This is a genomic window from Variovorax sp. TLI9-5A, assembly GCF_056867935.1.
The window spans coordinates 4,065,899-4,080,479 of sequence record NZ_CP200310.1 but is presented as its reverse complement, the minus strand read 5'-3'; the positions used below and the strand labels follow the sequence as shown (position 1 = coordinate 4,080,479).

General features: G+C 68.0%; 16 protein-coding genes. 9 read left to right on the top strand and 7 right to left on the bottom strand.

The genetic code is table 11. The annotated features are described in order from the left end of the window. Window positions 1-39 precede the first annotated feature (39 nt). The 7 genes from AC1VNX_RS19275 (at window position 40) to AC1VNX_RS19245 (ending at window position 5,554) form a co-directional block, all read left to right on the top strand. Window positions 40-372, top strand: a complete 333-nt coding sequence (locus AC1VNX_RS19275) for a YbaB/EbfC family nucleoid-associated protein (RefSeq protein WP_012747441.1) — start codon at window positions 40-42, stop codon at window positions 370-372. 17 nt (window positions 373-389) lie between these two features. Beyond that, window positions 390-980, top strand: coding sequence for a recombination mediator RecR (gene recR, locus AC1VNX_RS19270; protein WP_301510657.1), 591 nt, complete (start codon window positions 390-392; stop codon window positions 978-980). An 11-nt stretch (window positions 981-991) separates the two neighbouring features. Next, window positions 992-1,384: an MAPEG family protein gene (locus tag AC1VNX_RS19265; protein ID WP_483158456.1), complete on the top strand. Its 393-nt coding sequence runs from the start codon at window positions 992-994 to the stop codon at window positions 1,382-1,384. 176 nt (window positions 1,385-1,560) lie between these two features. Then, complete coding sequence (locus AC1VNX_RS19260; RefSeq protein WP_483158454.1) at window positions 1,561-2,598, top strand: ABC transporter substrate-binding protein; 1,038 nt, start codon at window positions 1,561-1,563, stop codon at window positions 2,596-2,598. 44 nt (window positions 2,599-2,642) lie between these two features. Then, the gene (locus AC1VNX_RS19255; protein WP_483158452.1) at window positions 2,643-3,458 is read left to right on the top strand and encodes an ABC transporter ATP-binding protein; all 816 of its coding nucleotides are present in this window, start codon (window positions 2,643-2,645) and stop codon (window positions 3,456-3,458) included. After that, window positions 3,458-4,294 carry an ABC transporter permease gene (locus AC1VNX_RS19250; RefSeq protein WP_483158450.1) on the top strand — a complete coding sequence of 279 codons (837 nt, stop codon included), beginning with the start codon at window positions 3,458-3,460 and terminating at the stop codon, window positions 4,292-4,294. Before AC1VNX_RS19255 ends, AC1VNX_RS19250 begins: the two co-directional genes overlap by 1 nt. Window positions 4,295-4,363: 69 nt before the next feature. Continuing rightward, window positions 4,364-5,554 (top strand): low temperature requirement protein A, encoded by a 1,191-nt coding sequence (locus tag AC1VNX_RS19245; protein WP_483158448.1) that lies wholly within the window; start codon window positions 4,364-4,366, stop codon window positions 5,552-5,554. Between the two features lie 24 nt (window positions 5,555-5,578). Here AC1VNX_RS19245 and AC1VNX_RS19240 read toward each other — a convergent pair whose 3' ends face one another. Both AC1VNX_RS19240 and gloB read right to left on the bottom strand, forming a co-directional pair. Next, complete coding sequence (locus AC1VNX_RS19240) at window positions 5,579-7,198, bottom strand: transglycosylase SLT domain-containing protein (protein WP_483158446.1); 1,620 nt, start codon at window positions 7,196-7,198, stop codon at window positions 5,579-5,581. Then, window positions 7,195-7,983: a hydroxyacylglutathione hydrolase gene (gene gloB / locus AC1VNX_RS19235; RefSeq protein ID WP_483158444.1), complete on the bottom strand. Its 789-nt coding sequence runs from the start codon at window positions 7,981-7,983 to the stop codon at window positions 7,195-7,197. The genes AC1VNX_RS19240 and gloB overlap by 4 nt, the downstream gene beginning before the upstream one ends. Before the next feature lie 19 nt (window positions 7,984-8,002). Here gloB and AC1VNX_RS19230 point away from each other — a divergent pair, with 19 nt between their 5' ends. After that, window positions 8,003-8,761 carry a class I SAM-dependent methyltransferase gene (locus AC1VNX_RS19230; protein ID WP_483161983.1) on the top strand — a complete coding sequence of 253 codons (759 nt, stop codon included), beginning with the start codon at window positions 8,003-8,005 and terminating at the stop codon, window positions 8,759-8,761. Between the two features lie 40 nt (window positions 8,762-8,801). Continuing rightward, complete coding sequence (gene rnhA / locus AC1VNX_RS19225) at window positions 8,802-9,251, top strand: ribonuclease HI (protein WP_301505773.1); 450 nt, start codon at window positions 8,802-8,804, stop codon at window positions 9,249-9,251. A 22-nt stretch (window positions 9,252-9,273) separates the two neighbouring features. Here rnhA and moeA read toward each other — a convergent pair whose 3' ends face one another. From moeA to AC1VNX_RS19200, 5 genes are all read right to left on the bottom strand, one after another. Further along, window positions 9,274-10,590, bottom strand: coding sequence for a molybdopterin molybdotransferase MoeA (gene moeA, locus AC1VNX_RS19220; RefSeq protein WP_483158442.1), 1,317 nt, complete (start codon window positions 10,588-10,590; stop codon window positions 9,274-9,276). A gap of 1 nt (window position 10,591) precedes the next feature. Beyond that, the gene (mobA, locus tag AC1VNX_RS19215) at window positions 10,592-11,233 is read right to left on the bottom strand and encodes a molybdenum cofactor guanylyltransferase MobA (RefSeq protein ID WP_483158440.1); all 642 of its coding nucleotides are present in this window, start codon (window positions 11,231-11,233) and stop codon (window positions 10,592-10,594) included. A 14-nt stretch (window positions 11,234-11,247) separates the two neighbouring features. After that, on the bottom strand, window positions 11,248-12,411 hold the full coding sequence (gene moaA / locus AC1VNX_RS19210; protein WP_483158438.1) for a GTP 3',8-cyclase MoaA: 1,164 nt from the start codon (window positions 12,409-12,411) through the stop codon (window positions 11,248-11,250). Window positions 12,412-12,470: 59 nt separating this feature from the next. Next, a complete protein-coding gene (locus tag AC1VNX_RS19205) occupies window positions 12,471-13,754 on the bottom strand; it encodes a serine hydrolase domain-containing protein (RefSeq protein ID WP_483158436.1) in 1,284 nt (427 codons plus the stop codon). Between the two features lie 88 nt (window positions 13,755-13,842). Continuing rightward, window positions 13,843-14,541, bottom strand: a complete 699-nt coding sequence (locus AC1VNX_RS19200; protein ID WP_483158434.1) for a hypothetical protein — start codon at window positions 14,539-14,541, stop codon at window positions 13,843-13,845. Window positions 14,542-14,581: the final 40 nt, after the last annotated feature.

Here is a 14,581-nt window from a genome sequence, read left to right as displayed (position 1 = left end):
CCTTCACCCACTTTCCAACCAGACAGATCAGGACCAACGATGTTCAACAAAGGACAACTGGCCGGCCTCATGAAGCAGGCGCAGGCAATGCAGGACAACCTCAAGAAGGCCCAGGAAGAACTGGCCACCATCGAGGTCGAAGGCGAATCCGGCGCAGGCCTCGTCAAGGTCGTCATGACCTGCAAGCACGACGTCAAGCGCATCACCATCGACCCCAGCCTGCTGGCGGACGACAAGGACATGCTCGAAGACCTCGTGGCTGCCGCCTTCAACGCCGCCGTGCGCAAGGCAGAGGAAACCAGCGAGCAGAAGATGGGCAAGCTCACGGCCGGCATGCCGGGTCTTCCCCCAGGCATGAAGCTGCCGTTCTGAACAGGCTGCAGGCATAGATGGCAGACGCCAGTTCGCTCGACGCCCTGGTCGATGCGCTGCGCCGCCTGCCCGGTGTCGGCGTCAAGTCGGCTTCGCGCATGGCGTTCCACCTGCTGCAGCACGACCGCGAGGGCGCGCAGCTGCTTGCGCGCGCCCTGCAGCAGGCGGCCGGACAGGTGCGGCACTGCGAGCGCTGCAACACCTTCACCGAAGCGCCGATCTGCAGCGTCTGTCTCGACACGCGGCGCGATGCGACCAAGCTCTGCGTGGTCGAGACGCCGGCCGACCAGGCTGCGCTCGAACGCACGGGCGCGTTCCGCGGCTATTACTTCGTGCTGATGGGCAAGCTCAGTCCGCTCGACGGCGTAGGTCCGAAGGACATCGGGCTGCAGAAGCTCTTCGACCGCGCGCGCGACGGCACGGTGAGCGAGGTCATCCTCGCCACGAACTTCACGGCCGAAGGCGAGGCCACCGCGCATGTGATCGGTGAAGGGCTGAAGCAACGCGGCCTCAAGGTGACGCGCCTCGCGCGCGGCGTGCCGGCCGGCAGCGAGCTCGAATACGTCGATCTCGGCACCATCGCGCACGCGCTGGTGGATCGCAGGTAGAACAACGACGCATGACTCTCTCGTTGCTCACCGTCGCCTACTGGTGCGTGCTCGTCGCCTGCGTGCTGCCGTATCTCTCGGCATGGATCGCCAAGGCAGGCAGCTTCGGTCCGCGCGACAACCAGCATCCGCGCGAATGGGCCGCGAAGCAGAGCGGCTGGCGGGCACGCGCCAACAGCGCGCAGGCCAACAGCTTCGAGGGCCTGCCGTTCTTCATCGGCGCGGTGATCATCGCGCACCAGCTCGGCGCGGCGCAGGCGCGCCTCGACATGCTCGCGGTGGCCTACGTGGTGCTGCGCGCGATCTATCTCGCGCTCTACATCAAGGGCATCGGCAGCGCGCGCAGCGCAGTCTGGGCGCTCGCCTTTCTGGTCAATATCGCGATACTTTTTCTGGCTCGCTGAAGCCTTGGCGAAGGCTTCTCGGCGAGGCCTTCACGCTTACGTGAAAACCCGCACGGGATGACCCCGATGCAGTTGCCTGTTGCGCCCCCTAAGCTCGATTCAGTTTCTTACGAATCACAGAGCCCAAAAGCAACAGTTCAGGCAACAGCTTCAGGCCTCAGTTCCAGGCAGTTTTCATGCTTCATCGCCGCACTCTCATTTCTGCTTCCGCCATCGCCGCCGCAACCATCGCGTTGCCGCGTGTCTTTGCGCAGCAGGCCAAACTGGAGAAGACCAAGATATCCATCGCGGTGGGTGGCAAGGCGGCGTTCTACTACCTGCCGCTCACCATTTCCGAGCAGCTCGGCTACTTCAAGGCCGAAGGGCTCGACGTGGAGATTTCCGATTTCGCCGGCGGCGCTCGCGCACTGCAGGCGGTTGTCGGCGGCTCGGCCGACGTGTGCTCGGGCGCCTACGAGCACACCATCAACCTGCAGGCCAAGAACCAGTTCTTCCAGGCCTTCGTGCTGCAGGGCCGCGCGCCGCAGATCGCGGTGGGCGTGTCGACCAAGAACATGGCCGGCTACACCGGCATCCAGGATCTCAAGGGGAAGAAGATCGGCGTCTCGGCTCCGGGCTCGTCGACCAACATGGTGGCCAACCTCGTGCTGTCGCGCGGCGGGCTCAAGGCCAGCGACGTGAGCTTCATCGGCGTGGGCGTGGCGGCCGGCGCACTCACCGCGCTGCGCTCGGGCCAGATCGACGCCATCAGCAACACCGACCCTGTGATGACAATGCTGGAGCAGAAGGGCGACGTGAAGATCATCAGCGACACGCGCACGCTCAAGGGCACGCAGCAGGTGTTCGGCGGCACGATGCCGGCGGCCTGCCTCTATGCGTCGTCCGACTTCGTCCAGAAGAATCCCAACACCTGCCAGGCGCTGGCGAATGCCATCGTGCACGGGCTCAAGTGGCTGCAGACGGCCGGGCCGGGCGACATCATCAAGACGGTGCCCGAGACCTACCTGCTCGGCGACCGCGCGCTGTACCTCGCTTCGTTCGACAAGGTGCGCGAGTCCATCGCCACCGACGGCTTGGTGCCCGCCGATGGCCCCAAGACCGCGCTGAACGCGATCGCGAGCTTCGACACCACCGTGAAGGCCGACAAGATCGACCTCGCTAGAACCTACACCAACGATTTTGCAAGGCGCGCCAAAGACAGGTTCAAAGCCTGACTCCGCATGTCCCGCGACCCGGCTCAGGCCGGGTTTTTTCTGCCATGTCCGACCACGCACTCGAACTCCTCTCCATCAGCTGCACCTTTCTCTCGAAGGACGATCCGGGCCAGCGCTACACGGCGGTGGCCGACACCACGCTGCGCGTGAAGGCCGGGGAGTTCGTCTCGGTGGTCGGCCCCACCGGCTGCGGCAAGTCGACGCTGCTGAACGTGGGCGCGGGCCTGCTGGAGCCTTCATCGGGCACGGTGAAGGTCTTCGGCCAGACGCTTTCGGGCATCAACGCGCGCGCCGGCTACATGTTCCAGTCCGAGGCGCTGATGCCCTGGCGCAGCGCCATCGACAACGTGATGGTCGGCCTTCAGTACCGCGGCGTACCCGAGGCTCAGGCGCGTGAGCAGGCCGAGGCATGGCTCTCGCGCGTGGGCCTCTCGGGCTTCGGCGACCGCTATCCGCACCAGCTCTCCGGCGGCATGCGCAAGCGCGTGGCGCTGGCGCAGACGCTGGTGCTCGACCCCGACATCATCCTCATGGACGAGCCCTTCAGCGCGCTCGACATCCAGACGCGCCAGCTGATGGAGAACGAGGTGCTGGAGCTCTGGAGCGCGAAGAAGAAGGCGGTGCTCTTCATCACGCACGACCTCGACGAAGCCATTGCGATGAGTGATCGCGTGGTGGTGCTGTCGGCAGGCCCGGCCACGCATCCCATCGGCGAGTTCGTCATCGATCTTCCGCGTCCGCGCGACGTGGCCGAGGTGCGCACGCAGCCGCGCTTCGTCGAGCTGCACACCCAGATCTGGGAAGTGCTGCGCGACGAGGTGCTCAAGGGCTATGCGCAGCAGCTCAGGAAGGCCGCGTGATGGCGCGGCTCGGTTTGAACGAACGCAACGCGCGCTTCTGGCAGCTGGCACTGCTGGCGGTGATTCTGGTGGCGTGGCATGTCGCCTCGCGCAACCAGCAGATCGCCTTCTTCCTCGGCGAGCCGATCCAGGTGGCGGGGCGCATCTGGAGCTGGTTCCTGCCCTTCGAGGTGCCGGCCAACGCGCTCTTTCCCGATGGGCTCAAGGGCAACGCCGACATCTACCAGCACCTGGGCACCACGCTGCTCGAGACGGTGCTGGCCTTCGGCATCGGCACCGTGCTCGGGTTGGCCTGCGGGCTGTGGCTGGCGCTCGCGCCCACGGCGAGCCTGATTCTCGATCCGTACATCAAGGCCGCCAACTCGATGCCGCGCGTGATCCTCGCGCCCATCTTCGCGCTGTGGTTCGGGCTGGGCATCTGGAGCAAGGTGGCGCTGGCGGTGACGCTGGTGTTCTTCATCGTGTTCTTCAACGTCTACCAGGGCGTGCGCGAGGTGAGCCCGGTGGTGCTGGCCAACGCGAAGATGCTGGGCGCCAACCAGCGGCAGCTGCTGCGCACGGTGTATCTGCCGAGCGCGACCAGCTGGGTGTTCTCCAGCCTGCACACCTCGGTGGGGCTGGCCTTCGTGGGCGCGGTGGTGGGCGAGTACCTGGGCTCGGCGCGCGGCGTGGGCTACCTGATCCTGCAGGCCGAGGGCACCTTCGACGTCAATACCGTGTTCGCCGGCATCGTGGTGCTGACGGCCTTCGCGCTGGCGCTGGACGGGATCGTCGGCGTCATCGAAAGGCGCCTGATGAAGTGGCAGCCGAAGACCGGCGAGACCGAGAAGCTCTAGTTGCCCCCGTGCGATGATCGCGCGCGGCGCCGCAGGGCGGGCCGCAACGATTCACGGGGGTAACGAACAATGAGCCACGACAACAACCACAAGCGGGCCACGACCCTGCGCTCGCGCGGCGAGGCGGCACGGGTCTCCAACGAAGAGCTGTTCTTCGACCTGGTCTACGCCTTCTCCGTCACACAGCTTTCCCACTACCTGCTCGACCACCTCACGCTCATGGGGGCGCTGCAGACGCTGGTCATGTGGTTCGCCGTCTGGCTGGGCTGGCAGTACACGGCCTGGACCACCAACTGGTTCAACCCCGGCACGCTGCGCATCCGCGGCGTGCTGTTCGCGATCATGCTGCTGGCGATGGTGATGGCCTCGGCGCTGCCGGGCGCCTTTGCCGAGCGCGGGCTGGTGTTTGCGCTGTGCTTCGTGGGCATCCAGGCGGGGCGTACCTTCTGCATGCTGATCGCCATCGGCCCGAACGATCCGCTCACGCCGAACTTCCGCCGCCTGCTGGCCTGGAACTGCGTGGCCGGCGTGTTCTGGATCGCCGGCGGCTTCGCCGAGGGGCAGGCGCGTCTCGCGCTGTGGTTCGGCGGCGTGCTGTGCGAGTACATCGCGCCGATGATCGGCTTGCGCTTTCCGGGCCTGGGCCGCTCGCTGACCAGCGACTGGACCATCGACGGCGGCCATCTCGCCGAGCGCTGCCAGCTCTTCGTGATCGTCGCGCTGGGCGAGTCGGTGCTGGCCACCGGCATCGCCTTCGGGCACCACGTCGAATGGCACGGCATCGACCTGTTCGCGCTGCTCGTGGGCTTCGCGGGCAGCCTGGCGATGTGGTGGATGTACTTCGACACCAGCGCCAGGGAGGCGACGCACGTCATCGAGCATGCGCGGGACCCGGGCGCCATCGGCGCGAAGTTCCACTACACGCATGTGATCCTGGTGGCCGGCATCATCGTGTGCGCCGTGGCGGACGAGCTGACGATCGGCGAGGGCTCGCACCATGCCGAACTCAAGTACCTGGGCGCGCTGATCGGCGGCCCGGCGATCTACCTGTTCGGCAACGCGCTCTTCAAGCGCGTGGTGCGCGGCTTCCTGCCGCAGTCGCATCTCTTCGGGCTGGGCTTCCTAGCGGTGCTCGCGGTGTTTGCGTCGCACCTGACGGTGCTGGTGGTGGGAACGCTCACCACCGTCATCATGATCGGCGTCGCGACGATGGAGGCCATCGTACGCCGAAGGGCGCAGCAGGCCGCGAAGGCTCACTGAGCCTTCGTCCTCATCTTCAGCGGCTCAGCGCTTCTTCTTGGAAGGCGTGCCGCCGCGTTTCTCGCGCACCACCTGCTGCTTGCTGCTGGCGGGCACCTTGACCACGCTGCCGGCGCCACGCGGGGCGGCCGACTTCGCGGGAGCCCCGCCACGGCGCGCCGGTGCGGCCGCGACGTGCGAGGTGGCGCGGATGCCGCTGCCCGCGCGGGCAGCCACCGTTGCGCGAACGGGCAGGTACACCACCACGCTGTAGCCGCGCTTGAAGGCGTGGTTCGGCTTCACGTCGTTCCACTCGGCCACGTTGGCGGGCTTGAGGTTGTAGCGGCGCGCGATGCTCGCGACGTTGTCGGCGCGCCCGGCCTTCACGGTCGTGCGGCGCGTGACGATCTCGGGCTGGAAGCTCAGGTGGCCGCCGTCGGCGACCACGGCAGCCACGTCTTCCTTCACGCGGGCGCCGCGCGGCACGATCAGCGTCGAGCCCGCCTTGATGAGCATGCGCGGCGGGATGTTGTTGATGGAGCGCAGGTCGTTCTCGCTCATGCCCGAGCGCTGGGCGGCGTCGGCCACCGTCATGGTGTTGGGCACGACCCAGGCGGTCCAGCTGGCGTACTGGCCCTGGGCGTAGGCGTCGAAGTTGCGCTGGAACACCGCGGCGTTGTCCCAGGGCAGCAGGATCTGCGGCGTGCCGGCGGCGATCAGCACCGGCTTGTGGGCGGCGGGGTTGAGCGCGCGGAAGTCTTCGAGGCGCACGTCGGCCAGCTTGGCGGCGAGTTCGACGTCGAGGTCGCGCGTGAGCGTGACGGTCTGGAAGTAGGGGTGGTTGGCGATCAGCGGCAGCTCGGTGTTGAAGGCCTGCGGATTCGCCACAATGTTCTTGACCGCCTGCAGCTTGGGCACGTACATGCGCGTCTCGGCGGGCATGGTGAGGTCGCTGTAGGTGGTGGGCAGGCCCAGGCGCTGGTTCTTGGCGATGGCGCGGCTCACGCTGCCTTCACCCCAGTTGTAGGCGGCCAGCGCGAGCTGCCAGTCGCCGAACATGCCGTAGAGCTTCTGCAGGTAGTCGAGCGCTGCGCGGGTGGAGGCCACCACGTCGCGGCGGTCGTCGCGGAAGATGTTCTGCTTCAGGTCGAAGTCGTTGCCGGTGGCCGGCATGAACTGCCACATGCCGGCCGCGCGTGCGCTGGAGATGGCCTGCGGATTGAACGCGCTCTCGATGTAGGGCAGCAGCGCCAGCTCGGTCGGCATGTTGCGCCGCTCGAGTTCCTCGACGATGTGGAAGATGTACTTGTTCGAGCGCTCCGTCATGCGCTGGATGTAGTCGGGCCTGCTGGCGTACCACTGCTCGCGGTCGCGCACCAGGTCGTTGTCCAGGTCCGGCATCTTGAAACCGCGGCGGATGCGGTCCCACATGTCGACCGGTGGCGCGAGCGTGACGACGCTCTGCGAATGGGCCTGGCCGCTGGCCAGCGGGGAGAGGGCGTCGCGCGGATAGATGGGGGCTGCGCTGCCGGCAACCCTGGAGCCGGTGCCGCCGGCCTGCGACGACGAGGAAGAAGAGGAGGGAGACGAGCTGTTGTTGTTCGTGCCCGCGCAGCCCGCGAGCACCAGTGAACCTGCAATGCAGGTGGCAGCGATAAGTTTCATCGGAAGTCGTTTTTCCATTGGCGCAGTGCGGCGAATACGTCGGCCTCCGCCGCATCGGCAGCAAGCTCGGCGTGGGCACGCACCGCTCTGAGGACAGTGGCTTCGCGGCTGCGAAGAAAGGGGTTGATCTGGCGTTCGAGCGCCAGTTGCGACGGCAGCGTGGGCTGCCCTTTCGCGCGCAGGCTTTCGCAGCGCGCGTTGTAGTGAGTCAGCTCGGTGTTGGCCGGTTCCACCGCCTGTGCGAAACGCAGGTTAGAAAGTGTGTACTCGTGCGCGCAGCACACGCGCGTGTCGCCAGGCAATGCGGCGAGCGCGTCGAGCGAGGCCAGCATCTGCGCGGGCGTGCCCTCGAAGAGGCGCCCGCAGCCGCCGGAGAAGAGCGTGTCGCCACAGAAGAGCAGCGGCGCACTGTTGTGCGAAGTCTGTGCGGCGGGCAGGAAGTACGCGATGTGCCCGGCGGTATGGCCCGGCACGTCGATGACCTCGAAGCGCAGTCCGAGCGCCTCGGCAACCTCGCCTTGCGCCAGCGGCGTGAAGGGCTCGGGGATGCGCTCGCGCGCGGGACCCCATACCTTGGCCCCGGTGGCTGCGTGCAGCGCGGCCACGCCACCCGTGTGATCGGGGTGATGGTGCGTGACTAGAATCGCGGCCAGTTGCAGCTTGTCGCGCGCCAGCGCGTCGAACACCGGTTGGGCATCTCCCGGATCCACCACGATGGCGTGGGACCCGTCGTGCAGCATCCAGATGTAGTTGTCAGCGAAGGCGGGCAGCGGAACAAGGGTCATGAGCGGTCAAATTATAGGTTTGCAGGATTGGTTCGCGACCCCCCCGGGGCGGTACCTGCTGGCTTGGGAGCAGGCCCAGTTCGATCAGGCGGTGGCCGATGTATTCGGCTATCACGCGCTCCAGCTCGGCGCCGCCGAGGTCGACGGCCTGCGCGCCAACCGCATGCCGCACCGCTGGGTGGCGCTGGACGACCCGGCCCACGGCGGCAAGGCGACGCTGCTCACGGACTTCGCCGCCTTGCCCTTCGCGGCCAACAGCCTCGACCTGGTGGTGCTCCCGCACGCGCTCGAGCTGAGCCCCGACCCGCACGCCACGTTGCGCGAGGTCGAGCGGGTGCTGGTGCCCGAGGGCCGCGTGGTGATCTGCGGGCTCAACCCGACCAGCCTCTGGGGCATGCGGCAACGCCGCGCGCACGTCTACCGCAGGCTGGGCATCGGCGATCTCTACCTGCCCGAGGGAGGCGAGTTCATCGGCTACTGGCGCATGCGCGACTGGCTGCGCCTGCTGAGCTTCGAGGTGGAGTCGGGCCGCTTCGGCATCTACCGGCCGGCAGTGCGCAGCGAGGCCTGGCTGGAGCGCCTGCGCTGGATGGACACCGTCGGCGAGCGCTGGTGGCCGATCTTCGGCGCGGCCTACTTCCTGGTCGCGGTGAAGCGGGTGCGCGGCATGCGCATGCTCAGCGCCGACTGGCGCCGTGCCGGTGCCCGCGCCACGGCGCCCGTGCCCATCGCCGGCAAGGTGCACCGCGACGGGGCCGGCAAGAATTGGAAGAAATGAAGATTGATTGGAATCGAATGAAGAAGAAGGAAACCGCAGCTTGAACGAAGTCGTGATCTACACCGATGGCGCATGCAAGGGTAATCCCGGCCCTGGCGGCTGGGGCGCGTGGCTGAAGTCGGGTGCCACCGAGAAAGACCTGTTCGGCGGCGAACTCAACACCACCAACAACCGCATGGAGCTGACCGCCGTCATCGAAGGCCTGGCCGCGCTCAAGCGGCCCTGCAAGGTGCTGCTGTACCTCGACAGCCAGTACGTGCGCAAGGGCATCACCGAATGGATCCGCGGCTGGAAGGCCAAGGGCTGGGTCACCGCGAGCAAGGAGCCGGTGAAGAACGTCGAGCTCTGGAAGCGGCTCGATACGCTGGTGAACGAAGGAGGCCACCAGATCGAGTGGCGCTGGGTCAAGGGCCACTCGGGCGACCCGGGCAACGAGCGCGCGGACATGCTGGCCAACAAGGGCGTGGACAAGGCGCTGGGCCGGATCTGACCCTGGGCCCGTTCTTCGGCGGCTAGATCACGCCGTCGAACATCATTACGTCGACTTCTTCGCCGGGGCCCACGCTGCCCTGGTCGTGGTGCAGCACCACGAGCCCATTGGCCTCGAGCATCGAGCTCAGCACCCCCGAACCCTGGTTGGCTGCCACGCACACCTCGGGCAGCGCGCCCGGAACGGCCTTCACGAAGCCGCGTTGATATTCGGTGCGGCCCGGCTTCTTGCGGATCGGGCCCTTGCTGTGGGCGCGCAACAGAGGCGGCGGTGCGGCCGCCGCCTCATGGCAGCCCATCATGCGCAGCAGCGCAGGCCGCACGAAGGCCAGGAAGGTCACCATCACCGCCACCGGATTGCCCGGCAGGCCGAACAGCACGGCCGGCTGGTCCGAGGATGCTTCCTCGCGCGGAATCAGCCCAACCGCCAGCGGCCGGCCCGGCCGCATGGCCACGCGCCAGAAGGCCATGTCGCCCAGTTGCTGCATCACGGCGCGCGTGTGGTCGGCCGCACCCGCGCTCACGCCGCCGCTGGTGACGATGGCATCGGCCTCGCGCGCCGCGCGCCGCAGCGTGGCGGCGAGCGTGGCCGGATCGTCGCGCACGAGGCCGAGGTCGAGCACCTCGCAGCCCAGCCGCGTGAGCAGGCCGATCACGGTGTATCGGTTGCTGTCGTAGACGGCGCCTTCGCGGGGGGCGTCGCCGAGACCCAGGATTTCGTCGCCGGTCGAGAAGCAGGCCACCCGCAGCCGCCGCAGCGCGGGCACGCCCGGCAGGCCGAGGCTCGCGACCATGCCTAGCGCGGCGGGCGAAAGGCGCTCGCCCTTGCGCAGCGCGGGCTGGCCCTTCATGAGGTCCTCGCCGGCGAAGCGCCGGTTGTCGCCGCGGCGCAGCACCCTGGCGGGGAAGCACACGCGGTCGCCATCGACCTTGCAGAACTCCTGCGGAATGACGGTATCGAGGCCCGCCGGCATCATCGCGCCGGTCATGATGCGCACCGCATCACCCGGCCCCAGAGCGCCGCGCCATGCGGCTCCGGCGAGCGCCGTGCCCACCACGCGCAGCGTGATGGATGCATCGCTGGGCGCGTTGTCGGGCAGGACGGCGCCATCGAAGGCGTAGCCGTCCATGGCGGAGTTGTCGTGCGGCGGCACGCTGACTGGCGAGACGATGTCTTCGGCGAGCACACGGCCGAGCGCTTCGGACAGCGGGACGCTCTCGCGCCCGGTGACGACGGCCGTGGCCGTCAGCTGGGAAAGAAAGGCGTGGACGGCCTCGACGCTCAGGTCGGCGTCGTCATGGCCCGCGAGGGCGGAAGCGAGTTCTGCGATGCGGCTCATCTCATCGGTTTTCGAGGGCGTGCAGTTCGGCGAGGGTGTTGGCGTTGAAGAACGCGTCGGGCGCGTCGCCGGGTCGGTCGAAGGGCACTTGCACGTTGCGGTGCTGCGCGATCCATGTGTGGACCTTGCGGCCGCCGGCAGCTGTGTAGCGAAGCAGGCTGTCGCGCAGGCTGGCGCGCAGCAGGCAGAAGACGGGCTGGGGGCGCAGCACCGGCGAGCCGCCGTCCTCGGCGGGCTCGGGCGCGACGGCCATGGCGATGTCGGCCTGGCCGGCTGCCGCCGCTTCGGCGAGGCGGGCGGCGAGGTCCAGCGGGAAGAGGGGCGTGTCGCAGGGCACGGTCAGCAGCCAGGGCGTGGCGCAGTGCTCCAGCCCGGCCAGGAAGCCCGCCAGCGGCCCGGAGTAGTCGGCGAGGCTGTCGGGCCACACCGGCGCGCCGAAGGCTTCGTACTGCGCGAGATTGCGGTTGGCATTGACCATGAGCGCGCCGACCTGCGGCGCCAGCCGGTGCATCGCATGCAGCGCCAGCGGCTGGCCATTGAAGGGCTGCAGCCCCTTGTCGACACCGCCCATGCGCGAGCCTCGGCCGCCGGCCAGCAGCAGCCCCGTGATGTCGGCTGACGCGATGCTGGCGTGCGCGGGCATGGCAGGCGCCTGCCTCATCCGCCGATGTAGCTCATCTCGACGCGGCGCGGACCCTTGGAGCCGGCGTCGCGGTTGCCGCTGTCGCTGTCGCCTTCGGGCCCGCGCAGGGCGCGCAGTTCGGAGTAGCGGTCGGCGCGCCCCTGCCAGATGTGGCCGATGGCCGAGGCGATGTCTTCGTCGCTGGCGTTGCCGCGCAGCAGCGGGCGCAGGTCGTGGCCGGCGCTCGCGAAGAGGCACAGGTACAGCTTGCCCTCGGTGGACAGGCGCGCGCGGCTGCAGTCGTGGCAGAAAGCCTGCGTGACGCTGCTGATGACGCCGATCTCGCCGCCGCCATCGGCATAGGCCCAGCGCTTGGCGGTTTCGCCGGGCGATGTCGCCCCGAGCGGCACCAGCGGAAATTCGGAATGGATGCGCGCGACGACCTCGGCCGAGGGCAGCACTTCGTCCATGCGCCAGCCGTTGGTGGCGCCCACGTCCATGTATTCGATGAAGCGCAGCACCACCTTGCCGCCGTGGTGCGTACGGAAGTAGCGCGCCATCGGCAGTATTTCCTGCTCGTTGGTGCCGCGCTTGACCACCATGTTGACCTTGACGGGCCCCAGGCCCGCGGCCAGCGCCGCGTCGATGCCCGCGAGCACGTCGGCCACCGGGAAGTCGACGTCGTTCATGTGGCGGAAGACCGCGTCGTCGAGGCTATCGAGGCTCACGGTCACGCGCTGCAGGCCGGCGGCGTGCAGCTGGTCGGCCTTGCGTGCGAGCAGCGAGCCGTTGGTGGTCAGCGTCAGCGCCAGAGGCTCGCCGGTGGGCGTGCGGATCTCGGCGAGTTGCTCGATCAGGCCCTCGATGTTCTTGCGCAGCAGCGGCTCGCCGCCGGTCAGCCGGATCTTGCGCACGCCGTGCGCGGCGAAGAGGCGGGCCAGCCGCGTCATTTCCTCGAAGCTCAGCAAGGCGCTGTGCGGCAGGTACTTGTAGTCCTTGTCGAACACGTCCTTGGGCATGCAGTAGCTGCAGCGGAAGTTGCAGCGGTCGGTCACGCTGATGCGCAGGTCGGTCAGGGGCCGGCCCAGCCGGTCGAGCAGCATACCCGTGGCGGGCACGGCGACCTCCGGCACGGCCACCGCGGGGCGTGCTCGGCCGATGCTGGAGATCGGAATGACGGTGCTGCTGCTGTTCTTCATGGCTTCATGAGGCGGGGCCTGATTTTGCGCCAGGCTCCAAGAGCCCAGCGGAACGCAGGCTACTTGATCACGGCCGCATAAATCATGTCCCGGGTCAATGTTCTGTAATGTGTCCTGAATTTCGGCGACTGAAGCATCAGCACCACGAACATCTCGTTCTTCGGGTCGACCCACATGTAGGTGCCGCCCGCACCGCCCCAGTTGTATTCGCCGCCGGCCGAGGGGTAGGGCGCCTCGCCGTCGTTGCGGCGCACCGCGAAGCCCAGGCCGAAGCCGTAGCCCGGCCCTGGCAGGTAGAGCGGTCCGGGCACGATACCGGCGCCTGCGTTGGAGTGGTCGGCGGTCATCAGCGCGATGGTGCGCGGGCCCAGGTAGCGCCTGCCGTCGAGCGAGCCGCCGTTGATCAGCATCTGCAGGAAGCGGGCGTAGTCGTTCGCGGTCGACACCAGGCCGCCGCCGCCCGACTCGTACTTGCGCACGATGCGCGGGTCGTTGAACTCGGCGCCCACGCCGAAGCTGCGGTCGCTGGGCAGCGGCTCGGCGATGCGCGCCTGGCGGGCCGGCTCGGGTACGTAATAGGTGGTGTCCTTCATGCCCAGCGGGTCGAAGAGCCGGGTTTTCTCGAACTGGTAGAGCGACTGGCCCGAAACCACCTCGATCACGCGCCCGAGGATGTCGGTCGACTGGCTGTAGTCCCAGGTCGTGCCGGGCTGGTAGGCCAGCGGCAGCTTGGCCAGGCGCTGGGAGAACTCGGCCAGCGTGGGGTCGCCGGCGCCCAGGTCGGCGGCGTTGTAGGCCTGCTTCACGAGGCCCGGGCCGAAGAAGCCGTAGGTCAGGCCCGAGGTGTGGCGCATCAGGTCCTGCACGGTGATCGGGCGGCGTGCGGGCACGGTCTCGAGCACCGGCTTGCCGTCGGCGCCGGGTTTCTCGACGCCGACGGTCATGTTGGCGAACTCGGGCAGGTAGGCCGAGACGGGGTCGTCGAGCTTCAGGCGGCCGTCTTCCACGAGCATCATCGCGGCCACCGTGGTGATGGGCTTGCTCATCGAGTAGATGCGGAAGATGCCGTCGCGCGGCATCGGCGTGCCGGCGGCGCTGTCGAGCTTGCCGACCGGCTCGAACCACGCCACTTTGCCTTGGCGCGCCACCAAGAGCACCGCGCCGGGGATCTTGCCGGCAGCCACGTCGGCCTTGAGCACGTCGCCGAGCATCTGCAGCCGCTCGGTCGAGAGGCTTACCTGCTCCGGCCTGGCGGTAGGCAATTGCTGCGCCGCCGCAAGCAGGGGAAGGGCCAGGCCCAGGCCGAGCACGGCGGCGCGCAGCTTGCGTTTCAGGAATCTCATGGTGTCGTCTCCGTCTTGTTGTGGTGAGTGAAAAAACGAAAACCGTGCACGGCGGTCCCGGCGCTGTCCGTGCCTGAACCGCCCGGCGCTATCCGCGGCAGAGCTTCAGATTCGTGCGCGTAGCGCGGACTACAGGCAGGTAGATGTCGGCGTCGGCCGGCGGGTAGTTTTCCTTGATGCCGTCGTCGGTGCGCGCGGCGTCCTCGGCCAGCGGCTGCAGGGTCTTGAGGCAGGCGGCGCGGTCGTTCAGCTTGTACTGCGTGAGGGCGAGGTCGTTGCGCAACCAGGCCTTGGTGATCCAGTCGAGTGTCTTGTCGCAGTCCGAGAGCACGGGCGCGAGGGTGGTCTGCGCGGCGGCGTAGTCCTTGGCGTCGTACTGGCGTTTGAAGGTCTTGCGCGAGCCGGCCACGGCCTTGTCGGTGCAGGAGGGAATGGGGCGGATGTAGGTGCCTTCGAAAGCCGCGCGCATGCCGCAGTAGCCGCGGCACTCGTCCGAGCCGTTGGTCGTGACCTGCAGCTTGTCGGCATTGGCCGCGAAGTTCACCACGCAGCCGGTGTCGTCGAGCTTGGCCTTGCCGCGCGCGATGGTGCCGTCGAGCGCGCAGGTGTGGGCGTTGGCGCCGATGGTGGTGATGTCGAAGTGGCCGTTGGGCTTGATGCGCAGCGAGCCGCTGCCGCCTTCGTAGATGTAGTCGCCTGCTGGCGGCGTCGTGGCGTTCTGCGCGACGGCGAGGCCGGTGACAAGGAGCAGTGCAAGGGGAAGAAGGATGGATCGTGCGAGCTTCATCGTTGGAGATCTCCCGGAAAACATGCCGTAGGGCAGTGTA